The 26,430-nt window shown below is 55.9% G+C and carries 17 protein-coding genes; 5 read left to right on the forward strand and 12 right to left on the reverse strand.

Annotated features, from left to right (window positions below; all coding sequences use genetic code 11):
- Positions 1–2: 2 nt before the first annotated feature.
- The 7 genes from K7J14_RS08865 to K7J14_RS08895 form a co-directional block, all read right to left on the reverse strand.
- Positions 3–200 (reverse strand): flagellar FlbD family protein, encoded by a 198-nt coding sequence (locus K7J14_RS08865; RefSeq protein WP_230755405.1) that lies wholly within the window; start codon positions 198–200, stop codon positions 3–5.
- 78 nt (positions 201–278) lie between these two features.
- A complete protein-coding gene (flgE, locus tag K7J14_RS08870) occupies positions 279–1,670 on the reverse strand; it encodes a flagellar hook protein FlgE (RefSeq protein WP_230755407.1) in 1,392 nt (463 codons plus the stop codon).
- Positions 1,667–2,152, reverse strand: a complete 486-nt coding sequence (gene flgD, locus K7J14_RS08875; RefSeq protein WP_230755409.1) for a flagellar hook assembly protein FlgD — start codon at positions 2,150–2,152, stop codon at positions 1,667–1,669. The genes flgE and flgD overlap by 4 nt, the downstream gene beginning before the upstream one ends.
- Before the next feature lie 26 nt (positions 2,153–2,178).
- On the reverse strand, positions 2,179–3,501 hold the full coding sequence (locus tag K7J14_RS16225; protein WP_230755411.1) for a flagellar hook-length control protein FliK: 1,323 nt from the start codon (positions 3,499–3,501) through the stop codon (positions 2,179–2,181).
- Positions 3,502–3,689: 188 nt separating this feature from the next.
- Positions 3,690–4,313, reverse strand: coding sequence for a periplasmic-type flagellar collar protein FlbB (locus K7J14_RS08885; RefSeq protein ID WP_230755413.1), 624 nt, complete (start codon positions 4,311–4,313; stop codon positions 3,690–3,692).
- Positions 4,314–4,432: 119 nt separating this feature from the next.
- Positions 4,433–7,276 carry a TolB family protein gene (locus K7J14_RS08890; RefSeq protein ID WP_230755415.1) on the reverse strand — a complete coding sequence of 948 codons (2,844 nt, stop codon included), beginning with the start codon at positions 7,274–7,276 and terminating at the stop codon, positions 4,433–4,435.
- A 107-nt stretch (positions 7,277–7,383) separates the two neighbouring features.
- Positions 7,384–8,751: a DEAD/DEAH box helicase gene (locus K7J14_RS08895; RefSeq protein ID WP_230755417.1), complete on the reverse strand. Its 1,368-nt coding sequence runs from the start codon at positions 8,749–8,751 to the stop codon at positions 7,384–7,386.
- 163 nt (positions 8,752–8,914) lie between these two features.
- Between K7J14_RS08895 and K7J14_RS08900 the strand changes: the two genes are divergently transcribed.
- Complete coding sequence (locus K7J14_RS08900; RefSeq protein WP_230755418.1) at positions 8,915–10,915, forward strand: ATP-dependent helicase; 2,001 nt, start codon at positions 8,915–8,917, stop codon at positions 10,913–10,915.
- A gap of 69 nt (positions 10,916–10,984) precedes the next feature.
- Positions 10,985–13,201 (forward strand): methyl-accepting chemotaxis protein, encoded by a 2,217-nt coding sequence (locus K7J14_RS08905; RefSeq protein ID WP_230755419.1) that lies wholly within the window; start codon positions 10,985–10,987, stop codon positions 13,199–13,201.
- Positions 13,202–13,259: 58 nt separating this feature from the next.
- Here K7J14_RS08905 and K7J14_RS08910 read toward each other — a convergent pair whose 3' ends face one another.
- From K7J14_RS08910 to K7J14_RS08930, 5 genes are read right to left on the reverse strand one after another with little or no spacing between them, the layout of a single operon-like run.
- A complete protein-coding gene (locus tag K7J14_RS08910) occupies positions 13,260–13,868 on the reverse strand; it encodes a hypothetical protein (RefSeq protein WP_230755420.1) in 609 nt (202 codons plus the stop codon).
- Entirely contained in the window at positions 13,865–15,832 is a 1,968-nt protein-coding gene (ligA, locus tag K7J14_RS08915; protein ID WP_230755421.1) for an NAD-dependent DNA ligase LigA, read from the reverse strand. The genes K7J14_RS08910 and ligA overlap by 4 nt, the downstream gene beginning before the upstream one ends.
- Entirely contained in the window at positions 15,833–16,540 is a 708-nt protein-coding gene (trmB, locus tag K7J14_RS08920; RefSeq protein ID WP_230755423.1) for a tRNA (guanosine(46)-N7)-methyltransferase TrmB, read from the reverse strand.
- Positions 16,541–16,554: 14 nt separating this feature from the next.
- Entirely contained in the window at positions 16,555–17,253 is a 699-nt protein-coding gene (locus K7J14_RS08925; protein WP_230755425.1) for a hypothetical protein, read from the reverse strand.
- A gap of 6 nt (positions 17,254–17,259) precedes the next feature.
- Positions 17,260–18,426, reverse strand: a complete 1,167-nt coding sequence (locus tag K7J14_RS08930) for a hypothetical protein (RefSeq protein WP_230755427.1) — start codon at positions 18,424–18,426, stop codon at positions 17,260–17,262.
- A gap of 168 nt (positions 18,427–18,594) precedes the next feature.
- On the opposite strand from K7J14_RS08930, the gene K7J14_RS08935 reads away from it, so the two are divergent.
- From K7J14_RS08935 to K7J14_RS08945, 3 genes are read left to right on the forward strand one after another with little or no spacing between them, the layout of a single operon-like run.
- A complete protein-coding gene (locus tag K7J14_RS08935) occupies positions 18,595–20,559 on the forward strand; it encodes a hypothetical protein (RefSeq protein WP_230755429.1) in 1,965 nt (654 codons plus the stop codon).
- A complete protein-coding gene (gene dinB, locus K7J14_RS08940; RefSeq protein ID WP_230755431.1) occupies positions 20,556–21,749 on the forward strand; it encodes a DNA polymerase IV in 1,194 nt (397 codons plus the stop codon). The genes K7J14_RS08935 and dinB overlap by 4 nt, the downstream gene beginning before the upstream one ends.
- On the forward strand, positions 21,746–26,410 hold the full coding sequence (locus tag K7J14_RS08945) for a hypothetical protein (RefSeq protein ID WP_230755433.1): 4,665 nt from the start codon (positions 21,746–21,748) through the stop codon (positions 26,408–26,410). Before dinB ends, K7J14_RS08945 begins: the two co-directional genes overlap by 4 nt.
- Positions 26,411–26,430 lie beyond the last annotated feature (20 nt).

The following is a 26,430-nucleotide window of genomic DNA, read 5'->3' on the forward strand; positions in this document are numbered from 1 at the left end:
ATCTACTCCTCATTTTTAAACGCGCCGATCCGGCGCCTGTATTCTACGATGCTGTCTATGACCTGTTCGGGTTTTTCACGCACCACGAGATGTTTGCCGGAAAGCATTACCAGAGTAACATCCGGATTCGCTTCAATCAATTCGATTTGATGGGGATTAATCCAGTACTGTTTTCCGTTCAATTGCGTTACAGATATCATAAGACCTCTCGAAAAACAATGCGCGGGCGGATGAATCTGCGTTTTAAACAGCCTATCCACCCGCGCAACTATATCCTATTAGCGTTTCAGATTCAACACGGTATCCAAAAGCGTGTCCGAGGTTTGAATAGTCTTCGAACTAGCCTGGAAACCGCGCTGGGTGACGATCAGATCGGTAAACTGCTCCGTCAGATCGACGTTGCTCATTTCAAGGGCTCCGGCGATGAGCTTCCCCTTCCCCGCCACTCCGGATACGCTGACATTCGCGACGCCGGAGTTGTTAGACTGCATGTAGGTGTTCTCTCCCGCCTTTTCGAGTCCGCCCTGGTTCGCGAATCCTGCCAGCGCGATCTGGCCGAGCGTGCGGTTAGCTCCGTTCGAGTACACGCCGGTGATGGTTCCCGACTGATCGATCTTGAAGTTTTCAAGATACCCCATCGTGTAGCCGTCCTGCTCGTAGGCCTTAGTGGAACTCCGCTCGGCGAACTGGGTGACCGTATTCACCGTCGAGCCGATTTCGCCAAGATTGATGTTGAAGGTTTGTCTGCGGGGAGCTCCCGTTTCGTCGGCATTAGCTCCGGTTACATTGAAGGAAGCCTGGATGACTACCTGCCCCGCCGCGGCGGACGCGTTGCCGGCTGAATCCTGGATTCCGGCCAGCTTGCCGAAGTTGTCGAAATTGACGATGAAGGTATTGGCCGTTCCGTCGGTAGTGCCTACGCCGACCCGCGTAGCGGTGGCGTCGGCGTTCTGCGGATCGACAAGGGCGGTTGCCTGCCACTGATTCTGGGTACCGGGTACGCGAGTAAAGGACACCTCAAGCTGGTGCTCTTCGCCAAAATCGTCGTAGATCTTGAAGCTGGTCGCCCAGGTTGAATTAATGACGTCGGCGCGGGAAGCCCCTTCCGGAATCTCGGGAAGGCGTTTATCTAGATTGCACGCGTAGTTGACGCTTGTAGTCGCGCGGGCGGAAATCTTCTGTCCAACCGGAATGGAGAGGTCTTCGGTCTGGGCTGAAGTGTTCAGAATGAACTGCCCGTCGACGTCCTGAGCCTGCCAGCCCTGAACCCTCATTCCGTTGGCGGGATTGACGAGGGTTCCCTCGCTGTCGACTCCGAAGGTGCCGGCGCGGGTAAAATAGGTTTTTTCTCCGGATTTCATGACAAAAAAGCCGTTCCCCTGGATCGCGATGTCGGTTTGTATGCCGGTGGTTTGCAGCGAGCCCTGGGTGTGGATGGTGTCGATGCTCGCGACGTTCATGCCGAGCCCGACTTCCTTGGGGTTGACGCCGCCGAGTTCGTCAGTGGGACGTGCCGCTCCGGACATCTGCTGAGAAAGCAGATCCTGGAAATTGACGCGGCCCCGCTTGAAGCCGGTTGTATTGACGTTGGCGATATTGTTTCCCAGAACATCCATTCTGGTCTGGTGGTTTTGCATTCCGGAAACGCCGGAATAAAGCGATCTCATCATAATGAAGTACCCCCGTTTTGTGCATATACGGTCTTGACTGCAGACCAGTCGTACCAGGAACCGTTAACCTGGACTTGCGGATAGTCTCCGCGGGTTGCCGCGGTAATCTGGCCTGAAACTTTCGAATCGTCGATTTCGATGTCGACGTTGCGGCCGACGGCGCTCGCGGCTTCGGATCCCGTAAGAAGAGAAGTCAAACGCGTAAAGCCTGAACTCATGTTCGTCATTTGCTCAAGGCTCGTGAATTGGGCCATCTGCGCGATGAACTGAGTATCCTCCATCGGCGCAGTAGGATCCTGGTGGGACAACTGTGCGATGAGGAGCTGGAGAAAATCATCCTTGCCGAGTTCCGTCTTGGCTGTCCTTCCGTTGACCGCAAGCGTCTTGTTGAATGTGTCCACCTGAAGCTGCGTCACGGCATGGTCTTTCGATGACATGGCCGTATTGAGCGAACTTCCGGTTAACATTGATCCGATGTCCATACTACCCCTTTATAAAGCGTTTGCTCTTACGCAAACACGTTTATCCCGGACAACGAACGTCCGGTGATTCCGCTGATTCGAGTATCGGCAGATGAACCGTCCGACATTACAGAAGGAATCGACGATGCGTAAAAAGGCGAAATTTTCGCCGCTTCGGCTTCTGCCTGCTTTCCGTAGGAAGAGCCCTCTCCGGACCAGGAAAGATCGAAGCCGGCGCTTTCGAATCCGCCTTCGGTAAAGGCTTCAGAGAGCCCGGTCAGGTTATCGCTGAAGGCGTCCCAGGCCTCCTGGGAGGAAACAATGATTTTTCCGTTTATTTTCCGGTCCGACAGGTCCAGACGAATCTGGACGCTGCCGAGGCTTTCCGGATGCAGGGTAAGCCTGATTACGCCGGAATTGTTGTCTCGGAGTATTATCTGTCCGGCTTTGACGAATTCGGAGGATTGAGCCGAAATCTCGGACGACAGCATGCGGGTGAACGAGTTCTGTCCGCCTTCGGCAGGACCGCGGGAATACATTCCTTCGCCCCGGTCGCTTTTTACCGAAGCGTCGGCGCGGAAACCGATGGACATGTCTATCGAGGATTCTTGAGCAGGCGTTTCCGCGGCGGTCGAAGACGTTTCTGACGTTCGCAACGGCGAATCGCCTTCTATTCTGCGTTCATCGCGCAAACCGATGCGAGCCTTGGACTCTTTCTTTGTTGCGGTTCCGGAGATTTCAGTTCCGGAGGTTTCTGCCCGCGCATGAAGCGAAAGAGAATCTGCTTCTATCGACAGTCGTTCGCCGGCGGCGCCGGACTCTGCTTCGTCCGCGTTCGTATGAGTATTTCGTTTGATTTCCGGCTTGAGAGCGATATCGATTCTGTGCGCAATTCCGTCTACACGGGCGCCTTCATCTTCGCGCTCCGGTTTTTCGAGCGGAAGTTCGGCTTCGAGGGCCGTACGCGCAGACACTTCTTCCCGAAGCGGGGATGCCTTTTTTCCGTTTTTCTTGAGATTCGATAGCGCTTCATCGGGAGACGCGCTATCAATTTCGTTCCGATTGAGAGACCGTTCTCCCTTCGGCGCGTCCTTTGTCTGCGGATTGAAAGAAACGAGCTTCGAGGTTTTTCCCTTCGAGCCTTTCTTCAAACCGGACGCTGCGTTCTCCGGGACAGACATGCTGTCCTCTGCTCCTCTTTCGGCGTAGGCCCCTTCCATGGAACCGGCGATCATCTTTTCGATGAGCGCGAGGAATGAAGATCCCTTTCGTACAGATTCCGCGCCTGTCTTTCCCTCTAATCCCTTCCTCGTCGATTCGGCGATTTTATCCGCGGCTACGGGAAGTTGAAGGTCAAGCGTCTGTATCACGTACAATCCTTCGCACGGGCATGTGCATCATGAATAAACGATGCGGAGAATGCTTGACCGGAACTGTTACCGTGCCTCAGGTTCCCGGACAAAGCGGTATACGGACTCATTTTCCGCATGCCTGCTCTTCAATTGTCGCCAGGGATGAGAGGTCTATTGACTGTTTTTTTTTGCGGGGATGAATTTAATCAGGGAAGAGAGAGCGGCTTGTTGGCCATTTTACGCTGAATTTCCGCCGCGCGGGACGCGGGCATAAGGGAGAACCAGTAAGCGACGGAGGAAGTTTTACCCTCGGCGGCGGCGATCGATTCAACCGTTCTCAGAATATCGATGATATCCTGATCGTCCATCGCCAGAAGATTTTCAACCGCGTTTTTGGGAGGCATTCCGTTGACATAGCGGGCTATCTGATCGATATTCGCTTCGCGTTCTTCCTTTTGCCTGATGGTTTCGTTAAAGGTGCGCTCCCGCTCTTCTACGGACGAGAGCCTGTCGTCGAGCTCCTGGGAGACTTGCAAAAGTTCGTTTTCCTTTCGGACGAGTCCCTCTTCCCGGAGGTCGAGCTCCTGCGAGCGCAGTTCGATCGCCTGCAGGCGTTTGGCGATGCGGTCGGCGTCGAGGTCTCCGTCGTCCACCGGAAGCGTGGACACGCCGGTTCTCGGATTCAGGCCGAACAGCGAATAGACGGGGGCGAAGATATGCCGGGACTGGAGGATTCCCAGATAATCGAACCACAGGATGCCCCCGGTCGCCAGGACGAGAATCAATATGAGAAGAACAAACACGCGTCCTATCGTACCTCGACCAGCCACTTTTCCTCCCTCCAGCGAAAGCTTGCGCCCTCAATCTCGACAATTATATCCGTCTGCATCCAAGCGCACAAGTATTATTTACGGCCGCCCGCAATAAGTTCTTGAATCGGGCGCTCGAATCACAAGTCAGAGTTGAACACGGCGCCTACGGACCAATAACGGGAACCGCCCCGGAGAGGCACCGTGTATTGGAACTCCGCGCCGAACACGGTTCTTGAAAGGATGCCGATTATCGGAGTTCCGTGCAAAGAGGCCGAACCGTATACGGAGTCGAGCCACAGGGGGTCGCCGCCGAAGCCGAACAGGGCTCCCTTATACCCGGCTTCCATGAGGAAGCGGTTGAAATACACGGGAAGCAGGGGGACTCCCTCTTGTATCTCGAGAGAAAGAACCTTAAGCGTTCCTACCGCACCGAATGCGGTATCGGTAGCCCGGGCCGCTTCATAGGCGTTCTTGTACTCGGGGAAGAGGGGGATATAGCGCTTTGTTCCGGCAGAGTATTCACGTGCGCGGTCCGCATTAACCCAGGTTCCGTCGGGAGCGAAAACAAGCCCCCGAGCGGCAGAAGCCGAAAGAGAAATTTCTACGGGAAGAACAGGCGCAAACATGCGGAGGAGGCCGTGAAGAGCCGGAACCGGAGTTTCGCCCGGAAGGGGGAGAATCAGATCGCCGGAAACGGCGGAGAGCCAACCGGTGCTCGTGTTTCTAAAGAGGGGAAAGCCCTGCAAAGCCGTTGTTTTCACATCGGAGAATTCAAGCTCTCCGGAGAGGAAGGCCGAAAACGTTGAAAATTCTGCGGAATACGGGTCTGCGCCGACGATGCCTCCGGCGAAACCGCGCACGCCTGCGTTCAACGAAGAACTCAGGGACGTTCCGTAATTCCATGCAGTAAAGGTTCGGGAAATACCGGTTGAAAAAAGAAGCTCGCGGTAGGGATCGAAGACGGAGACGGCGGGAAGCAGGCGATCCGAGACGGCAGCCGATACCGTGCACGAGTCGAAGGCGAAGGCTGAGGAGAGGGAGTATTCCAGAAATCGAGGATCGACATGAAATACGGGACTGAAGGAGAGGGTCGCGAATTCTCCGGGATCTGACGTTATCCAGGCGAAGCCTCCGGTCCACTCCCCGTTTCCCGCTCCGAGGGGCTGGCTGGAAAAGAGGGGATAGAAAAAGCCGTCGCCGAACCATTTCCAGCCACGGTAGGGCTTCGCTTCTATTGCGCCGAGGGAAGCGCCTTCGACGGGGTTCCGGGCGCGGTTAACCGGTTTGGCATCCATCTGCTCCGTAGGAGGGAAACCTTCGGCGTAAGAGGCGGGATTCAGGGGGACGCGGTCGAGCCGGCGATAATCCGGGAAATCCGCTATCCATACGACCGAATCTCCCGAGGGGCCCAGAACGGGTGAATGCAGGACGCCCGGATAATCCTCCTCTTGGAGAAGAAAGGTTTCGGCATTCATATCGTAAAAGCCCCAGCGGATGAGTCCCTGTGGTCCTGTCCAGGCGAAGCTCAAGAAATCGCCGGTTTTGATTGAAAGCGATTGAAGGTCGCGTACCTGCGGAATCGCGCCGGTCAACAGCGAGACTTCTCCGGTTTCAGGATCTACCGAGCCGATCCAGCGGTTGGGGCCGTCGCAGCCGAGGAAGGCGATCGAGCCGGAAGGCATCCATGACGGAGAAAACACCAGCCCCGGACGCTCGGACAGGCCGGAGGTCATCAGCGTGCGCTCTTCTCCTCCGGAACGGGAAAGAAGCACGAGGCTCGATTCCTGGGAGCGGGTTCGCACGCCGACGATGCGCCGAGAATCGCCGGCGAAGGCGGCGTCGCGGAGGCCGCTGAAGCGTTCGCCGGTAAACCGCCGGTTTTCTACGTCGTAGACGCGTACTTCCTGGACGATCTTCCGCCCGCGCGCGGAGACGCCCGAAACGAGAAGAAAATTGCCGTCAGGGGAGAAGGAAAGGCGGTGCAGGCCCGAGGAAGCGCGAAAAAGGCGGTCCGGTTTCTGTCCGTCCCGCGCCAGAGTTACCGCTCCCGAATCCGGATCGAACCAGGCGACTCCAGTATTTCCGGAGGTTAGTACGGAAAATCTTCCCTTCTCCCCTCCGGGAACGGTTTCAGGAGAGCGGGAAGAGAGAACCGGCAGGGCGAAGGATTCGGAGAAACGCGTCCATGCGCTGTCGAGGGTTTCACCGTAGGCATCGCGAAAGACCGCGCGAAGCCCCGGATGGAGGATGTGGAGGCCTGAGCCTGTCTTCCATAACCGGGCGTACCGCTCCATCCCGTATTCCTTCTGAAGCCATGCGGAAAATGCGCCGCCGTAGATATAGGCGGTTTTTGCTCCCGGATAGACGTCGCGGGCGCCCGAGGCTTCCTTCCAGCTCAGGAAACGGCCGGAAAGCCGCTCATGGACAAGATAGGCTTGTATCCGGTCGTCGTTGAGACGGCCTTCGCCTTTCGCGCTCTCGAAGGAGACGGTGACGCCTTCGATGAAGGAGAGGGGCATGGTGAAAAACTGGTTCACGGAAACGATGTCGCCGAAAACGACCGATGCGAGCTGCCAGAACGGAGTCCGCATGGTCAGGGACACGGCGTGGGTGAGTTCGTGATAGAAAATCATGAGAAGGGAGTCGGAAAATACCGCGAGGGATCCTTCCAGGGGAACGGTGTCGTAGAGATATATCCTGCTGTAGGGATGCCCGGTATAGTATCCGTTTATGTCTTCGACGCGGGCGTCAAGGTAGACGGGGATACGGTCCTTCAACGGGGCGTTCAGAAATGAACAGATCTCGTCTGCGAAGCCGTCCGCGTATTCGGCCAGAAGCAGGGCCGCCGCTTCGGAGGGCGGCGAATAGATGATGTCGAAATGGCGGGTGGAGAGCACCTGTTCCGGGTCTTTAGCCGAAGAAAACGCGGACCACTGCAGGGAAACGAAGAGCAGAGCTGAAAGAAGTAATAATCGTCTCATAATGCGGATAAGGGTATCCCTTAGAGGGTTCTCTTTCAAGGGAGACGAAAAAAAAGGCTGATCCGCGTCGTACAGCGGAACAGCCCATTTTTAGATGCGTTGATCGATTATTTTGGCAGGAAGGTCAGGGCGCATCCGGTTTTTCCGGCCCTGCCCGTGCGGCCGATCCGGTGCACGTAGTCTTCGTACGTGTTCGGCTGGGAGTAATTGATGACATGGCTGATGTCCGACACGTCGATTCCGCGGGCGGCGACGTCTGTGGCCACCAGGATGTCGATTTCGTCTGCTTTCAGCCGCTTGATGGCGCGGGTGCGCTGGGCCTGGCTCTTGTCTCCGTGGATGCGGTCCACGCGGAAGCCGCGGGCGTCGAGCTCCTTGGCGAGGCGCTCGACGAGGCGCTTGGTGTCGTCGAATATGATGGTTTTAACGCATCCGTTTCCGATGAGGATGTCGTGCAAACGCTCGATCTTGTCGTCCTTATCCTTGTACCAGACCACGTCCTGGCTCACGTTTTCCGCGGTCGATCCCACGCGGACGGAAACGGTGACCGGATCTTTCGAGAAGCGGGAAATGAGGTTTTTCGTGTCGCCTTCCAGCGTGGCGCTGAAAAACAGGGACTGGCGGTCGGGATTGAGTTTCGAGAGAATCGCGGTGATGTCGCGAATGAAGCCCATGTCCAGCATGCGGTCCACTTCGTCCAGCACGAGGCGGTTGAAGCCGGAAAGGTCGAGCGTCTTCTGGGAGATATGATCCTTGATGCGGCCGGGAGTGCCGACTACGATCCTGGGGCGGGCGCGGAGGTCGCGGGTTTGGATGTTCATCGACGCGCCGCCGATGAGGAGCGCGATCTTGAGGCCGCAGCCCTTCGAGAAAATCAGCATTTCCTCTACGATCTGCTGAGCCAGTTCGCGGGTCGGTGCCATGACGAGGAGGCGGTTGTCCATGTGGGTGACCAGATCGTGGATGAGGGGGATCGAGAAGGCTGCCGTTTTGCCGGTGCCGGTATTGGCGATTCCGGTGACGTCGCGGCCGGAAAGCACCTGGACGATGGTCTGGTCCTGTATCGGCGTGGGAGTTTCATATCCGCGCGCGAGCAGGTTTTCGATGATCCTGGGATGGACCTTGAAGTCCTGGAAGCGGTGCTGGGGGATGTAATCGTCGCGGACAACCTGTTTGGCCTCGCAGACGAACTTTGACGGGTCAATGTACTGTTTGACGCGGCCTCCCCGTCCCTGCGCGCCTGCGGTCTGCGCGTTATTGGCGTTTCTCTGGCGCGGCTGGGAATAAGATGGCGTCTTCGCGGCGGGCGATGCCCGTCTTCCTCGTTCTGTAGAAGATGTTCTCTGTGCTATTGCGTGGTCCCGGGTTCCGGGAGCAGAATGTCGTTCTGTTGTTCTGGATGCCGAAGGGCGGCGAGGAAGGGCCGCGGAAGCGTCCGATGAGACTGCCTTGGCGGCAGAAGTTCTTGATTGCATGAAAATCCTTTTCCGTTTTACGGAAGTTTATGATAATATCTGACATATAATACCATTTAATTGAACGAGAGTCACCCTTCCCCGCTCTATTCCCCGCCAAATTTATCACTTTTCGGCGTTTCTGCTTTGCCATACCGGATATCCATGCTATACTCCGCATCCCATGACATTCGACTATCAGGCTGAATTGAATCCGGAACAGTACGAGGCGGTTTCTTCAATAGAAGGACCCGTATTGATCATCGCGGGAGCGGGATCGGGAAAAACCCGCGTCATTACCTTCCGCATGTCCTATATGCTCGACTCGGGCATTCCCCAATCTCAAATTTTGGCGCTCACCTTCACAAACAAAGCCGCGAAGGAAATGTCCGAACGGGTAAAGCAGTTGACCGGAAAAAAACTCCAGATGCTGACGGTGAGCACCTTCCACGCCTTCGGCGTAAAAATTCTCCGCGAGGACATCAACCGGCTCGGATGGCGGGAAAATTTCAGCATCTACGACGACGTGGACCGGAATCAGCTGATAAAAGAAACCGGGCGGGATCTGGGCTTCACGGCCGAGGCTCTGGACGTATACAAGATCGGCACCCTCATCTCCCAGGTGAAAACAGGCATGAAGCACTGGGGAGACGGCGCGAACGACCAGTACAAACAGCTGTACGAGGAATACCAGTCGGGACTGAAGCTCTATAACGCCGTCGACTTCGACGATCTCATCATCCTTCCCCTGAAACTCTTCCGGGAACACCCCGACGTTCTGGCAAAGTACAAGGACCGGTATAAATACATCATGGTCGACGAGTTCCAGGACACCAGCCTCCAGCAGTATCAATTCATGCATTCCCTCGCGGATCGCAACGTATGCGTCGTGGGCGACGACGACCAGTCCATCTATTCCTGGCGCGGGGCGAATTACGAAAACCTGGTGATGTTCGAAAAGGATTTTCCCGGACTGAAAGAGATCAAGCTCGAACAGAACTACCGCTCTACCGGCACGATTCTGGCCGCGGCGAACGGAGTGATTAAAAACAACACCAACAGAAAGGAAAAAGCGCTCTGGTCCGGGAACGGTTCTGGAAAGCCGATCGAGATTTACATTCCGGAAAACGAATCGACCGAAGCGGATTTCGTCGCCGAATCCATTCAGGGAATCAGGATGGAGGAAAAGCGGAGCTACGCTGATTTCGGCGTGCTGATACGCTCGAACACCCTGTCGCGGGCAATCGAAGAAGCCTTCCTCGAGCAGAACATCCCCTATGTCATGTCCGGAGGAACGAGCTTCTTCCAGCGCAAGGAAATTAAAGACGTCATCAGCTATCTCCGGGTGATCGCGAATCCGGACGACGACATCAATCTGCTCAGGATCATCAATACTCCCCGCAGGGGAATCGGGCGGAAAACCATAGAAGATATTTCAGCCGTGGCGAATGCCCAGCATTGTTCTCTCTGGACGGCGATGAACGCCCTAGTAGCGGCCGCCGATACGCCGATTTCCGAGAAAACCCGCGTCGATCTTGAGCTTTTCATCAATTTCGTCACCGAGCACCGCTCTACCATGCTTTCAGGAAAGGATCTTTCCGCCAAGGTGAAGAAAATGGTCGACGAGATCGACTACTGGAGCTATCTGGTGCAGGAATACCAGAAGAGCGAGAAAGCGGCGAGATACAAATTCCTCAATATCGACAGCCTCATCAATTCGATCTCGACCTGGGAGAAGGATCCGGACAACTTCAAGAAATCGCTGTACGATTACCTGAACCGCATTACGCTCATAAGCCGGGACGATATGGAAGACGACGAAGACAAGGGAAAGGTGAACCTGATGACGATCCACGCGTCCAAGGGCCTGGAGTTCCCGATCGTGTTCATCATCGGATGCGAAGAGGGAATCATTCCGCACGCCAGAAGCCTTGAGGAAGGCGAAGGAAACGTTGAGGAGGAGCGCAGGCTCTTCTACGTCGCGATAACGCGGGCCCGGGACAAGCTGTTCATATCGAGCTGCCAGAGAAGGCGGAAGATGGGAGGGGTCATGGAATGCACGCCGTCTCCCTTCCTTCAGGAAATACCGGAAAATCTGGTTGAATACCATGAACCCGCCGAACCGCTGGAAACTGAAGACGCCCTCGATGTTCTCGCTAAAATGAAAGCCCGTTTCATCATGTGATGCAGACGGGAATTCGCAATAATAAAACAATGCTCTTACACTTTAGTGCAAACCCATCCGGAGGTCTTGATGAAAAATATCTTCGCAAATCTGCGTTTAACCGCGAAAATGGTCCTCTTTATCGGAGGAGCCGTCCTGGCGGTGCTTTTCATAAGCGGATTCATGGTATGGAGAGGCGCCCGGGCCAATACACGGGCCATGGCGCTCGCGTACATGGCGACTCTGACGCAACGGGAGGCGGCGATGCTCGACAGCGAGCTCGAAGCCGCAGTGAATATCGGAAGAACAACGGCTCACAGCCTCGCGTCGCTTATGGGCGTAGACGCGGAAATCCGCCGCGCCCAGGGAAACGAACTGCTGCGGGCGGTTCTGGCCGGGAATCCGCGTTTCTACGGAATTTGGACCTGCTGGGAGCCTGACGCCTTCGACGGACTCGACAGCGAATACGCAGGATCCTTTCTGCATGACGAAACAGGGCGCTTCGCTCCCATCTGGAGGCGGGACGGCAGCGGCACCCCGAAAATATCCCTCCTCGACGGATACAGAGACGGCGGCTATCTGACAGAAGCGTACAACGCAAGCATTTCGTCCGCGGAAGAGAGCGTTCTCAAGCCATGGACGCTGATAACCGGCGAATCGACGCTGTTGATGACGACCTTCGTCCTGCCTATAAAGAACCGCTGGGGACGGGTGATCGGAACCGTGGGGCTTGAAATGAGGCTCGACGCCTTCTCGCGGATAATCGGAGACACCAGGCTCTACGAAACCGGCTATATGCAGCTGATGAACGCGGACGAGACGCTCCTGTATCATCCGATAGAAGAAAAAATCGGAACCGAAGCGATCGAATTCCGCGACCCAAAGGAAGCGCCCGTCTGGGAAAACATTCTCTCCGGCGCCCAGGAAACGAAAGAATATAAATCCTCCGTATCGACCGACCTGGTGAAAAGCTTCGTGCCGGTATTCATCGGCAATATTTTCGACCCCTGGGTAGTGTGTTCAGTCGTGCCTCTTCCTGAAACGATGAAAGAAGCGAACGCCCTCGTCTCATACCTGCTTCTGGTGTTCATGGCCGGTGGCGCGTTCATACTCCTCGCGGTTCTCGCCCTGGCGAGGTCGCTGTCCAGGCCGATCATCCAGGCAGGGGCCGCTTTGGAGGAAATAGCCGGAGGAGGAGGAAACCTCACGAACCGGCTTGCCGTCGCCGGAAACGACGAAATCGGAAAACTCGCGAAGGATTTCAACCGCTTCCTGGAAAGCCTCGCGCGCATCGTCAAATCGATACGCGGGTCGGTGCATCGGCTTGAAGAAGTGGGCATAGGACTCGCCTCCAGCATGGAGCAAACGTCGGCCGCGGTGTACCAGATCAACGCCAACATTGAAAGCGTAAAATCCCAGGTGATCCACCAATCCGCCGGAATCACCGAGACGACCTCGACGGTTGAGGAAATCTCGCGCAATATAGACGGACTCTCATCGGGCATCGAATCGCAGGTTCGAAGCATCACCGACAGTTCCGCAAGCGTCGAGCAGATGGTGGCGAACGTCGAATCGGTAGCGAAGAATCTGGAAAAGAACGAGACGCACTTCAACGGTCTGACGGCGGCCTCGGAAACCGGCTATTCGAAGATTAAAGACGTAATAGACCGGATTACCGTCATTGAAAAACAGTCTCAGGGCTTGAGCGCGGCGAACTCGATCGTATCGGCGATTGCAGCACAGACGAACCTCCTTGCCATGAACGCCGCAATCGAAGCCGCGCATGCCGGAGACGCGGGCAGCGGTTTCGCCGTCGTCGCGGACGAGATTCGAAAGCTTGCCGAAAACGCGGCTCTTCAATCAAAAACGATCTCCCGGGATCTGAAGGAGCTCAAACGGTCGATCGATCAGGTGGTCAGCAGCAGCACGGACGCGGGAGACGCCTTCAACGCCGTGAGAACCTCCGTCGAGACGGTTACCGAAGAGCACCGGCAGATCAAGATCTCCATGGAGGAGCAATCCGTCGGGAACATACGAATACTCGAAAGTTTGGGAAAAATGAAGGACGAGACGATGAGCGTGCAAACGCGGTCAGACCAAATCCGCGAGGGAAGCGGAGCGATACTTTCGGAAATGCAGGAACTAGTGGCCATCTCGCTGAAGATCAAGGAAAGCATGGATGAGATGACCGTCGGCACCGCGGAAATCAATAAGGCGGTCAGCGAGGTCGTCGCTTTGGCTCAGCAGAACAAGGAAGGAATCTGCGAGGTTTCGCTCGAGATAGGAAATTTCACCGTAGACGAATGACGGAAAAAAGGATTTCGGCAGGGCCTTTCAAAAGGGAGGCCACAAAAAAACGAAGATTCTAAAACGGCCGCCACTCCAAACGCCCTGACGAAGCGGCAAACAGGCTGTATTCGATTCCCGGTTCGAACGAACGGATCGTTACGCGCTCATGATGGAGGCTTCCGAGGATGCGGGGCATCCATCGTTCCGTCCGGACGATGAAAAACAGGCGAGACAGGGATTTTCTTTCCGCCTGCTGCAGAGCCCCCTTATCCCAGATTGCGGGGAATCCGTTTCGATTATAAATCTTCAACAGGTTTACGCCCCGATCAGGACTCGATTCGTCGCTGTAGAGCGTGTACGGAAAAACGAGCCACCCGTTCCCCGTTCCCACCACGATGCAGTCCAACACCAATTCCCAACCGCTCCAGGATCGCTCGACGGTTCCGAGGATTTCGCCCACAGGATTGTAGATCGTGAGCCGGGCGCTTATGGTGTCGCTCGAGCGGCCGAATACGGTTATGCCGACCGGCAGGCGGCCCGCCTCCATGGCGACGGACGGAAGGTGCTTCTCCAGCGAGCCGTTCCAGAAAAGCGAAGCGGACGCAAGTCCGGCGACTGCGCCGATGCAGAGCGCGGATGCAATCAAAACGAGGGATAGACGGATATGAACCGGAAACCGGTTCATAGGTTCAGCTCCATCTGCGGCGCCGCCGGGCTTCCCGCGGTTGAAGGACCGTCCTGCAAGAGAGCGAGGAACTCTTTTTCACCGATGACCGGGATTCCCAGAGACTCGGCCTTTCGGTTCTTGGAGGAGCCGGACGAAGGATCGTTGGTTACCAGATATGAAAGCCCCTTAACAACGGATGTTTTAATAATTCCGCCCAGATCCTTCACCTTCTGCTCGGCCTGAGGCCTCTTCATGGAGGAAAGTTCGCCGGTGAAGCAAAAGGACAGGCCGGACAGAATTCCGCCCGCAAGCGGCGGCAGTATGCGAACAGCCCCCGACTCGAGCAATCTCTCCATCTCCAGGCGGACCGAGGCGAGTCCTTCGAAGAAATCTTTCGCCATGATCGGCCCGAATTGGCGCACACGGGAGAAATCTTCCGCCGAGGCGGAAAAAAGCTTATCAATGGTATCCAAGCCGGCTTCCACCAGTTTTTCGACCATGGCCTCCCCGATGCCCTCGATGTCGAAACCCGCGATAAACGCGGGCAGGCTCACCTCGGGACGGGAACGCAGCGATTTGAGCACCTTCGCCGCGCTCAGCTCGCCCATGCGCTCGAGCGAGGAGAGTTCTTCCTCCGTCAGGGTATACAAATCCGGAATCGAGCGGACGCGGGATGAATCGAAAAGACGGCGGATTAATCCGGTTCCGAAATCGCGAATGTCCAAAACGGAAATCCATTTTTCCAATCGATGATGAATTCTTTTAGGGCATAAGGCATTGGGACAATAAAGCCGGGTGCCTTCGTCCGCGAGCGCAGTTCCGCAGGAGGAACATGAGGCCGGCTGCTCGATGGGAGCGGCATCAGGAGGATTTTCGACCAGGGATTCGATTTTGGGAATGATTTCACCCCGCTTTACGACGACAACCCTGCTCCCGATTTTCAGATCGAGCGAAGCTATTATGTTCGGATTCGCGAGATTTGCCCGTTGCACCGTCGTGCCTGCGAGCTGAACAGGATCGATTATCGCTATCGGCGTATAGGTGGCGCCCGATTCGCTCCATTCGACCTCCCGCAAAACGGTCACGGCCTCTTCGAGGCTGAATTTAAAGGCTATTTGTTTTTCAGGCCGAGAACGGGCCAGATCGGCGTAATCTATATCGAGTCCCTTGACTACCAGTCCGTCGATATCGTAGGGAAGAGACGGCCTCATGTCCATGACCCGGGAGCGGTGCGCGATCACTTCGAGGTCTCCCCGGCAGAGTTCAGCGGGCACCGTATCGAAGCCGGCATTTTTCAGCCGCTCGAGCTTCTCCTGTTCGCTGCGAAACAAGGGGTCATCCGATGAAGCGCCGGAAGACGAAGCGTCGTAGCAGATGACGCGCAGATGCTCGCAGCCCGCGCCGTCCTTGCGTTTCATAAGCCCGTTCGCGGCGTTCCTGCAATTCGCCTTGTCGGGAAAATAACGTGCATGAACGTCGCGCGTCATGATTACTTCGCCCCGGACGCCTCCGGTAAAAGGCGTTTTCCCCTCAGGACCCCAGTCTCCGGAAAGAACATGGACGACGCCCTTCATTTTTTTTGCGTTGAAACTGATGTCGTCCCCGATTTTTCCGTCGCCGCGGGTGACCGCGCGCGAAAAAACGCCCTTTGAATACTGAAGTTCCAGGCTCGCTCCGTCCAGTTTGTATTGGACGAAAAAAAGATCGAAGCTCATTTTTTTCGCCCAGGCTGAAAAGGATTCCGGGTCTGCGGCTTTTTCCTGGCTCCCCATCGGGATCACATGCGCGGCCTTTGGAAAACCGTCGGTTGATTCCGGGCTTACCTCTGAAAAAAGCGGATTATCGGGTTCTATCGAGCGAAGTTCATCCCAGAGAGAGTCGAACTCGTGATCGGGGATTTCAGGCTCCGCGTTGTAGTATTTGTCTTGATGATAGCGCACCAAGGCTTCGAGCTCGGCCGCCCTCGGACTCCGCGCAGGCATTCAGTCCTCCCCGGGAAGCTTCCGGAACATCAATTCGCATATCCGGTGATTGGCCTTGATGCCCTTCTCTTCGAATCTCGTCTCCGGCCGCCAGGTTTGATGAGGAGCGAATCCTTCGTACATGCTTTGCAGTCCGGGCGTGGCCGCGAGCTGCTGCCAGGCTTCCTCGCCGTACTCCTCCCAGTCTGTGGCCATGTAGAAGTAGCCGTCGGGCATGAGCTTGGACGCGAACAAATCGGTTCGCGGCCGCTGGACAAGACGCCGCTTATGATGGCGTTTCTTGGGCCAGGGATCGGGGAAAAAGACGTGAAAAGCCGAGATGGACGAGTCGGGAATCATGTGCGTCAATACTTCCAGGGCGTCGTGTTCGATGATTCTGAGGTTCGACAGGCCCCGCCGCTCGATTTCACCGAGAAGCCGGCCGACCCCGGCTCGGTGGACTTCGATGCCCAGGTAATTGCGGTCGGGGTTTTCAGCGGCGATTATGGCGGTTGCCTTGCCCATGCCGAAGCCGACTTCTATCGTGACCGGAGCCGTATTTTCGAAAATATCTGTCAAGTTTAATATCCGCTCCTGGAACGGAAGACACCAGCGGGCGGAATGAATGACGTAATCCCTTTTCTGGGCCTCCGTCATTCTGCCTGCGCGCAAAACGTACGTATGAATTTGCTGAGGATACAATACGCTCTTGGAATTATCTTTTTCCATAATTAGCACCGATTCTACCGTATTTTAAGGGGTGTCAACAATACCCCGGCCGTGCTTCCCGAGTTTTCGACATAGCAGCGGACCGTCTCGGCCTTCGAGGACAGAGACTTCAAACTGGCGACCCGGCCTTCGACGGTCGTCTTCGCGGCGGTGTCGGGAATGCGCCATGAATACAGCAAAACATCGGCCGAATCGTATAAAAAAAGATAAAAACGGGAAAAAAGCAGCGAATCGGGATTCTTTTCCATGATCCACTTATCTCCCTCGATGCGGAAACTCATGGGAGCACGCTCCGGAAAATCAGGCGGAGCGAGATCGAAATTCGACAGGGATTCGTTTCCCGCAAGGTCTGTCAAACTAAGCGTATACCGGCCGGTCGGAAAGGAGAGTCCTCCCGGCCCCAGAAGGCGGTTCGAACCGACCCAGCGATCCTTCCAGCGCAATCTCGCCTGAGCTTCCTGAGCCGGAACAGTCCATTGCAGGCCTGTTTCGTCGTGAAAAAGAGTCAACGAAGAAAAATCGGCTTCGCCGTCGCTGTCCTCGAAAAAAACAAAGAGAGACAGCCGCTCCACGAAAGACCCGTCGGCCTGCTGGTCGCGATACACCTGCCAGGAGGAGGAGCGGATTTCAGGATTTCCCTGAGAGCAGGCCGTTGCAATAATTGAGAATACAGAGAGAACCAGAAAAACGGGAGTTTTTACCGCCGAATGCATATAATCCTAAAAAAAGAAGGTTAGATTGATGACGGTCAAATCCGAATCCCTGAATTGATTCGCCATTGATTCAAATTTGACATTTACCTTATCGCACGCTTCGCTCAAATACGAAAGATAGTACATGCCGAGGTTCGTGTCTTCCTCGCCGTCGGGGGTTTCTTTGTAAAAATCGATGAGGGACTTCCGCTTGAGATCCGCGTTCTTTTTATCGTTGATGGTTTCGCGAACCTGCTCGGACTGATCGTCCTTGTTGTACAGGGTGATCTGGAGTTTACCCTGCGTTCCGATCGAGGTGCTGCCGCCTCCGAGCTTCCAGGACACGAATACCAGCTCGTGCTTGCGTTCAAGCTCCGCGATCACCTTTTTCCTGATGTTGGGATCGAACATGACCGTATTTGGATCGACCGTCCCCTTGTACATATTCTTTACTTCTTTGCGGAGATTGGTGTTCTCCGCGTTCACCACCAGCTCCATGAGCATCAGCGAGATGTATTCGGCGATCTTCGCCTTGTCCATATATTCGGTCAGGGCAGAGCGTATAGTGCGAAGGATAGATTCAAAGCCGTCGGCATCCTTGAACTTCGTGATGATGAACCAGGTGAACGGCCGTAGATTGTTCATAAATTTTTCGCTGAGCAGAAGCTGAATATTTTTTTCTTCGGGAAGCAGGGAATTATTTTTATTAATAAAGGTGTACAAGGGAGATAATATTTCCTGCTTCGCCTCGAAAATAATCTTTTCATTCTTTTTTAAGACGTTTCTCAGGAAATTTTCGTTGATATGCGTCTTTTCGTCGATAATATTCGCCGGATTCAGCCGATTCCATTTTTTAATCACATCGGAGCTGAGAACCTGATGGAAAATATAGGCGTCGTACTGTCGATATAAAACGGAATACACGATGAGCTTCGACAAATCCATCGTTTCCTGGCGCGAAGTAATGAACTCGGGCTTTGAAATTTCTATTTTCGAGATGTAATCGATGAGCAGAAGACGCTGAACAGTCGCCGGAGTGAACTGGTCGAGAGAAATCCCGTATTCCTCCACATTGTCCGCGAGCTTGAATTTCAGAAGCTTCTTGTTTTGACGGATGAAAAAAGTCGAGCCTTCTTGAGTAAGGATCAGCTTCAATGGAAGGTTCAGTATAGTCTTTCTCTCACCCGCTGCCATGCCATCTCCCCCGTCCAACCTTGGTAGGTGTTTTAGTATATCCCACTTCGATTTATTTGTACATGATTTATGAATTCGCTTCTAATATCGGCCTCGAACGAGGATATCTTGAACAAGCGAAAAACGACCCTTGACTGCGCGAGTCTTGAAACCCTATCCTATACCGATATGTCCCGAAGTGTTGGATTGATCGCACTGTGTTTTCTCCTCATTCTTCCCCGCATGCACGCTGACGGCTCCCCTTCATGGAGGGAGTTCGGCCCCTCGGACGGCAAAGCGCTGGTCGTCGCCTGGAGGGCCGACGCGGGAGCGGAGACGGAGCGGATCATAGACGCGCTTTCCGAAGAATTGTCCCGGACAGTGCTCGCCTCCCGGGTGTGCCTCGCGCCGCTCGCTTCGAATTCCCTGACCTTCCGCGGCGATTCCCGCGAAGAAATCGGGTATTCTTTAAAATCGCTTGCCGCTATCTCGGAAGCGGGGCCTATTCAAGCTGTCGTTTACATCGAAGCCGGAAATGACGATAACATCAGCGCTGAATGCGGCGCGGGGGGCCTAACGAGCCCGCGATGGCTTCTGGAAAAGGTTCTCGCCCTGGAGAATCCTCAGGTCCGTCTCGCGGAAACGCGAATGAGCCTCTACCGCCTGAAATGGGTTCCCGGCGACCCGGTGCTCGCAAACCTTTTAAATGACGGATATTCGGCGATTTTGCTCAGAGGCGGAGAGGGACTCGCAAGCGCGCTGAAGCGGCTCGCGGTTGACGACTCGAAACAAGACATGAACGGATACGACAGGCACTACCTCCTCTTTCAACGAACCAACGGATTGGCAGTGATCAGCGAAGGAGTCATCGTATTCGCAGCCATAACCGCAGCGGGCTTCGTGCTGTTCTCGGTCTTTTTCCTGGGTTTTCTGTTCGGAAAATCCCGCGACCAGAGGCTGAAGGATTTCCGGAGATTCTGGTGGCTTCCCCTGGTCTACCTGTTCGTAAACATACTCTGTCTAACCGCGGGAAGGCTTGCCGTCCAGCTGCTTCTTTCTTTCAGGTTCGCTCATTCGGCCGCATGGACGCTGCTGCCGCAATTCGCTCTCCTGGCCAAGCTGGCCCTCGCCCTTTTTCTCGTCGATCTCATCTTTTCCCTTAACCAGTTGATCCGCTTTCCGTCGGACGGCTTTATTTACGGATACTTCGCGAGCCTTGCCTGCGGCGTCAATATTTTTCTTTTTTCCGCTACGGACTTTTCGCTGACGTTCTACTTTCTCGCTTTCTATCTCGTTGTTTACATCGCTTCGCATAATTCGCATCCGGCTACGAGCTTCGCGGCGGCGATTCTCCTCGTCGCGCCGGTGATCCCCTGGGCGCGGGAGCTTCTCAAAAACGACTGGAGAACCATCTCTCCCCTTTTTACCGGAACCGATCTATGGGACGTAAAAATCTCCTTTTATCTGATACCGATCCAGTTTCTCGTATCCCGGCTTCTCCATTCGGCGGGAAGATTCGGAATGAAAAACAAACTGTATATTCCCTTGAATGCGGTGCTGATGTCGATACCCGCTCTCGCCTCGGCCTTCATGCTTTTATACGTTCCTGCATGGTCGGCGGATAGGCCGGTGCATGTGCTGATCAGACAACGCATCGGAAAAGAAGGTTCAAATCTTACGCTGGAAGCGCCGGCTGTTCCCGAAGGACTCTCGCCTGCCATGGATCCGGATGCGCGAACTTCTTCTCTTCCCGAAGATCCCGAAGCGCTGCTGCCGTATACGCTCGCGAATCGCCGTTTCCTGGAGCGGAACATCAATACCCTCGCTATCAGTCCCCGCATCTTCGCCGAGCGTCTTATCATAGAGGTACGCTCTGCAGAGGGGGTATCGGTTTTCAGCGCCTCGGAAAACTTCATTCTCGCGGACGCGGGAAAAACGGCAAGGTTCGGCATCGATACGCCGGACGGAAAAGGCGCGACGATAGAGTTCACATCCGAAGCGGGCGTTCCGCTTGAAATTTCGATCACGGCGTTGACGACGAAGAATCCGTGGGGGATTATCGTCGAGCATCCGGCCATCACATCGTCCTATATGCTGGAGGTAGAGCGCATCGTAGTCGCGAACGCCGCCGATCAAACCGGAGAAGCCGAATGACGGCGCAACCCGTTTTTTTTCATGCCGATCTGGACGCGTTCTTCGCGGCGGTCGAGCAGCTCGATCATCCGGAATACCGGGGGAAACCGGTCATTGTCGGCGGTGAGCGCGGGAAGCGCGGGGTGGTCTCCACCTGCTCCTACGAGGCCCGCGCATTCGGCGTGCATTCTGCGATGCCGATGAACCGGGCGGAGGCGCTCTGCCCGGACGGAATATACGTTCGCGGACGAATGCACCGGTACCATGAAAAATCGAGGGAGGTGATGGCGGTATTCAGCCGCTGGTCTCCCTCCGTGCAGCAAATCTCCGTCGATGAAGCCTTCATCGACATGACCGGGACCGAACGGCTATTCGGTCCTCCCGAATTGGCGGCGGCGAAGCTCAAAGCAAGCGTAAAAGAGGAAACAGGACTGACCGTTTCCATCGGCGTCGCTCCTAACAGGTATGTAGCTAAAATCGCTTCCGGATTGAACAAGCCCGACGGACTGACGCTCGTCCCCTCCGGCGGAGAGCAAGAGTTCATGAGAGCCCTCAGGCTGAAGGATGTATGGGGAGCCGGGGAGAAGACGAGGCAGAGGCTCGAGGAAGCAGGACTCGGGACAGTCCCGCTCTTGCTGGAATGCTCGGAACCGCTGTTGCAGGGCATACTCGGAAAAGCGGGCGGTTCGTTTTTGTTCAACGCGCTCAGAGGCTGCGATCCGGGGATTTTCACCGGATCTTCGGCCAGCCGTTCGATATCGAGCGAGCATACCTTTCCCTTCGATATAAAAGATGCCGAAACCGTCGAAACGGCGATACTCGAACTAGCGTCGGACGTGTCCTACCGCATGATGGACTCAGGACTTTCGAGCAAAACAGTGCACATTAAAATCCGCTACGACGATTTCACGACGGTCTCGATTCAGGAAACCTTCGACACAACGATCAAGGACATGGACGATCTCTTCCGGCGTTCATGCCTCCTTTTCCGCAGAAAATACGCGAACGGCGTTCCAGTCAGGCTCATCGGCGTCGGCGTGTTTAATCTGACGGACAAACCGGAAGCGGATCAGCTGGATCTCTTCGCCGCGCCGGATTCCGGGAAAAAGCGCAAGGTGCAGGAAGCGGTGCGCGCGCTTGAAAAAAAGCGAGGTAAAGGCCTTGTAACCCGGGCGCGCCTCCTCGACCGCCCGGGAGGGCGGGAAGAATGAAAACCCGCGGCGCGGCGCTGTGCGCATCTTTCCTTCTCGGCCTCTTTCCGCTTTCGCAGGCTCAGTCTCAAACCGCCGACGATCCTGTTCACGACCTTCCCGAAGGGTTGGATCCGGACGCCGCGCTCCTTGCCAGAATCAGCGGTCTGTTCAGCAGAGAGGATCCGACCTCTCTGTATCAGTTCGGAGTCTACGACGAGGAAGTAGAGTTCATACTCGACGGTTCATGGGAAGCTTCGTTCACCGGTTCGCTCGGCCTGGCCTTCTCGGACGGAGCGGCAGCACTGTCTTTTTCGCCCCCCGTATTCACCCAAAGCGTCGACATGTCTACCTGGATTTTCATAGACGGGCGCTGGTATTTTGAAGCGAATTTCGCGGAAGGGTTCTCAAAGAACACCGTCGCCGCCGGATATGTCGGAGGAGAAGACGAAAACGTGAAGCACGTTCGCCTGGGAAACAGCGGGATCGCCTTCCCCGACGAGTATCCCTTTATCGCTGCGGGCGGCGGCAAAGCTCCGGGACCCGGTATTTCTGGAACATTCGCCGGGAAAAAATGGAAAGCCGACGCGGTAGTCAGATGGGACGCGGTGTCATCCGAGGAGCTTCTGCTTTCCGGAATGAACGAAGCCGCTGATTCATGGGTTTCGGCGGCTAATCCCGTGCGCGGCAAATGGTTCATTCTTCCCGTGACAGCGGCGACGGGAGGGATAACCGTCTACGTGGAAGATTCCAAGGGAGACTTCAGCGACTCGGAGGAAGGAGTTTCCTGGAGGCGGTTGAACGAGGCCGAGTACTCGCTCGACGGCTTAAGCGGCATGCTCGAGCTGGCCGAAAGCGCCTCAGGCAGGGTCGCGGTCGAACATCAGCAAAGCGTTTCGCTGCCTGCGTTGACTCAATTTCTGGAACAGGAGCGGGCGTGGTTCGAGTCCGTTCTCGGCGACGAAACCATCCTTGCCCGCTATTTTCCGGAAGGCGCCGACGAAGCGGCCGTAACAAAGAAATACCTCAGGACTATCTCAGGCCGGACAGCCCTGGTTCTCCGGCAAAAAAGCGCCTTCTCTCCCTTCGAAATCCTATCGCGGTACGACACCGGCGGAGAAGAAGCCGAGCCCGTGTGGAAGGAAAGCGGAATCGCCGCGAAGGAATGGATTACGCAGATCATCGAATCCGAGTGGACAGCCCTCCTCCCCGCGGAAGGAATCTCTTCGCCCAGGGATCAGCAAGCGCGCTATCCGCTTCTTGCGGGCAAAGAAGCGCTCTGGATTCCGGAGATATACTTGAGCGCGCTCGGAGGCGGAAAGGCCGAAACCGATTTGTCACTGCGCGCAAGAAAATGGCAGGCGATCGAAACGATAAGCCTCGGAGAAGACGCGATAGCCGGCACCGTGCAAGTCTACAGAAACGGAATCAGATCGGCGGATTTTACTCTGGACGACGCGACCGGCATCCTCTCTCTCGGACAACCGCCCCAAACCGGCGAAACGATACGCATCACCTGGAAGAAAACCGACGCCTCCGCCCGCAACGGCACGCTCACCGCAGCCGGAGGAATAGCCTGGACCCCTGTGCCAGAACTGAATCTCCACGCGGCGCTGGGCTTGATCTGGAACCTGTCGGGCGCATCGTGGACGGACTCGGCGAACGACAGCCCGGGAACCTTGACTGCGGCAGCCGGGGGTACATGGACAAAGGGAAATCTTGAACTTTCCTCCGACTTCGCATGGCAGGTTTCAGTACCGGACACCACCGGCGTGTATCGGATCGACGGAATGGAAACGACGCCGACGACCCTCTATCCGGACAGCTCCTGGTACGCACCGATAGCGGCGAATCTCCTGCCGGACATTTCGGAAGCGCATAACGCCGAGACTACGCCCGTATTAACCCTTGACGGCCGGGTGGAGCCTTCTTCCGGCGGAACGATACTTCCCCGAACCGAATCGGGAGTATCAGGATTCATCCTGCCCATCGCCGCGACGATTTCAGCCGGAGAATGGACGGGAGCGGACATACTCGCCGGGGACGAAACCGGCCTTACATTCGCAGAAGCCGCGTCAGTCTCCGTAGCGTTGAAGAACAACGGTTCGTCGGCGCCTCCCGAATACGATCTCTGGATTCAGTTGGGAGCGGCCCGAAAACAAAGCGATGAATTGCCGCCGTACATCAGAACCTGGAAAATTCCCGCATCCGAGCTGCCCTCCGGAGGAAGCGGATGGAAAATCATCACCATTCAACTGGACGACGAGGACAGGTCACTCCTTGCCTCCGCGGGCAACATACGGCTTTTGGCTACGCCCACAGACGGGATCGGAGCCTTCGATTCCGCGGAAGTTTCCCTCCTTTCGGGTCCGCTCGAATTAGGAAAAACGGGATACTCCGCGCGCGCCTTTCCGTCGATCGAGGACGCTTCGAATATCCGGCTCGAAGAATCGACAGGCTCCGAGGCCGACACCCTCGTCAAACAGTTCGACATGCCTTCGCGCTTCAATGCCGGAGGACGAAACAGCGTCCTGAAGCTCTTCTTTTCGCCCGAGCCCGATACCGAAAGCCTGAGCATTTCCCGGACAACAAGTCTGATGCCCCTACATTCCTATGAAAAACTGATGTTTCATGTATTTCCCGTAGACACGGGAGAGGATTCTCAATCGCCGGAAGGACTGCCCGACGACGCGATGCTCGCGCTTTCTTTAGAAGGAAGATCAGCCGATACCGGAGCGGCCGTAGTCGTCGGGAGGCTCGAAGTCCGGGCGAACTCGCTGAAAACCGGCGTGTGGCAGGAACTGGCGGCAAATATGACAACCGGAGAGGTATCTCTCGACGGGACTGTTCTTCCGGGGGCGCAAGCCCGATTCAGCTATGCGAATCAGCGGGTATCGCCTAACCGGATCATCATTTCCCTTGAAGGCTGGCCCGACGCGCTAACCTCGACGGGAGAAGACGCGGCATACGAACTTTTGCTCGACGAACTCTATCTTTCAGGCGTTCAATCGATAACAGCGCTCCGGAACAGAAGCTCAGCGGAGTGGAAGAAGGACGGACCGGTTATCGGTTCAGGATCCCGCGCCCTGCTGGCGAATCCCTCGTTCTCGGGGGTCTTCGAATCCGTTGCCGTGCCGGGAGAATCGCAGACGACGGCGAGCGGCTCGCTGAAAAGCGGCGTTTCGGTTCTCGGAGCCTCCCTCGAAGGAGGGATCGCGGCCGCGTCGACTACAGAGGGGGCAATCTCTTCCGCATGGCATGGAATCGCGGTTCCGCTCGCCTTTATCGACGCGAAGGAACGGTTTTCAGTGGATTTCGCCGGAGAAAGCGTCGAGAGATTGAACGAAGTGTCCGTGCAAGGACCGGTGCCGCTAAAAATGATCGGCAGCGTCTCGCGGAGTTCCGTAAAGGAAACCTCGTCCGTCTCGGCGAGTTCGGCGCCCTCGATTCGGCTTCCGGGAAACGCCGCGCTCGGCTTTTTCGCGGAAACGAAACTGTCTCAAACGAACAGCGCCGACTTCGACAGCGGCAGGGACTGGTTCGGTTTCTGGCGCTCGAGCGGCGAATCCTTTCTCTCGGAGGGCGAAGAAAGCGCGCTGAAGAGAAAAGAAAACGCCTCTTTCAAAGCCGAACTTTCGCGGCAGAAAGGCGACCAAGGGAAATTCAGCTTCGCAGGAGCCTCGGTGAAGGCCGAGGGAATAAGCGAGTACGCCGCGTCGTCGGGGCGAGAGGCTGCGGGAAAGCTTTCGATAGCGATACCGGTTTCAATCGGCTATTCAAGCCTCGAGTTCATTCTCGCGCGCAGCTATGCGCTCTCCACGAGCGGGTATACGGGCGGCAACTACTATTCCGACGCAGACAACCTGAAGGAAGCCCTGAACTCGGGCGGATGGTTTTTCGCGTATTATCCGTTCATCGATCTATTCGACGAGACGCTCTACGCCGAGGCATTGCGTAAATCGGAGACCCCTGCGGTCCTCGTCAGCCTCTATCAGGCGGTGTGGAAACGCCCGTCTCCGGGGCTTTTGCAGGACTTGTTCCTTCCCTCGTCCCTTACCGCGGAAACGGGAAGAACGGTCAAGGCCGATCCGGTTTCGCAAACAGGAAGCGATATTCGCAACGCCTCGGTCCGCATGGGTTTCAGCGCCCTGAACATGGCGGGGACGGCGGGAATCGTACCGCTGTTCGACTGGTACGAACAGGATGAGATCTCGCAATTGTACAGCGCGTCGTTTGAGTGGGGAAGCGGATTTAAAACCTGGAACCTCGACGCGTGGCATTCGGTAACGGTTCTCTTCCCTCTTTCCGGATCGGCGGCGGCTGAAAACAGTTTCCATTACAATACGCCCGATATTTCCGGAAAGGACGAATCCATCAGCAATACTACGAGGATGATATGGAAACGCCCCGGAAAAAAATCCTTTCCCGGGTCTCTTCTCGAGAAATACTTGAAACGGAAAATTCCCGCGAGCCGGGAGAATACGCTCAGCGGAACCTGGGAGCGTACGGAAGGAAGCTCGGATATACAGGAATCGCTTCGCGTAGAGGCGACTCATCTTCTGGCCCTGCATATGTCTGCGAAGGCCCAGGCGCGGCTGTCGGGTTCGTTCGCCGTCGACCGGGACGACGAAGAAACAGTCCTCATGCTCAGCCTCGGAATCGGCGGAAAAATAACCTTTTAGGAAGCGCAGAGATGCGCGGC

The sequence above is a fragment of the Teretinema zuelzerae genome, assembly GCF_021021555.1.
GTDB lineage: Bacteria > Spirochaetota > Spirochaetia > Treponematales > Treponemataceae > Teretinema > Teretinema zuelzerae.

Coding starts and splice junctions, on each gene's coding strand:
- K7J14_RS08865 (WP_230755405.1), bottom strand. CDS start 200: ATGATATCTGTAACGCAATTGAACGGAAAACAGTACTGGATTAATCCC.
- flgE (WP_230755407.1), bottom strand. CDS start 1,670: ATGATGAGATCGCTTTATTCCGGCGTTTCCGGAATGCAAAACCACCAG.
- flgD (WP_230755409.1), bottom strand. CDS start 2,152: ATGGACATCGGATCAATGTTAACCGGAAGTTCGCTCAATACGGCCATG.
- K7J14_RS08890 (WP_230755415.1), bottom strand. CDS start 7,276: ATGAGACGATTATTACTTCTTTCAGCTCTGCTCTTCGTTTCCCTGCAG.
- K7J14_RS08895 (WP_230755417.1), bottom strand. CDS start 8,751: ATGCAATCAAGAACTTCTGCCGCCAAGGCAGTCTCATCGGACGCTTCC.
- K7J14_RS08900 (WP_230755418.1), top strand. CDS start 8,915: ATGACATTCGACTATCAGGCTGAATTGAATCCGGAACAGTACGAGGCG.
- K7J14_RS08905 (WP_230755419.1), top strand. CDS start 10,985: ATGAAAAATATCTTCGCAAATCTGCGTTTAACCGCGAAAATGGTCCTC.
- K7J14_RS08910 (WP_230755420.1), bottom strand. CDS start 13,868: ATGAACCGGTTTCCGGTTCATATCCGTCTATCCCTCGTTTTGATTGCA.
- ligA (WP_230755421.1), bottom strand. CDS start 15,832: ATGCCTGCGCGGAGTCCGAGGGCGGCCGAGCTCGAAGCCTTGGTGCGC.
- trmB (WP_230755423.1), bottom strand. CDS start 16,540: ATGGAAAAAGATAATTCCAAGAGCGTATTGTATCCTCAGCAAATTCAT.
- K7J14_RS08925 (WP_230755425.1), bottom strand. CDS start 17,253: ATGCATTCGGCGGTAAAAACTCCCGTTTTTCTGGTTCTCTCTGTATTC.
- K7J14_RS08930 (WP_230755427.1), bottom strand. CDS start 18,426: ATGGCAGCGGGTGAGAGAAAGACTATACTGAACCTTCCATTGAAGCTG.
- K7J14_RS08935 (WP_230755429.1), top strand. CDS start 18,595: ATGTCCCGAAGTGTTGGATTGATCGCACTGTGTTTTCTCCTCATTCTT.
- dinB (WP_230755431.1), top strand. CDS start 20,556: ATGACGGCGCAACCCGTTTTTTTTCATGCCGATCTGGACGCGTTCTTC.
- K7J14_RS08945 (WP_230755433.1), top strand. CDS start 21,746: ATGAAAACCCGCGGCGCGGCGCTGTGCGCATCTTTCCTTCTCGGCCTC.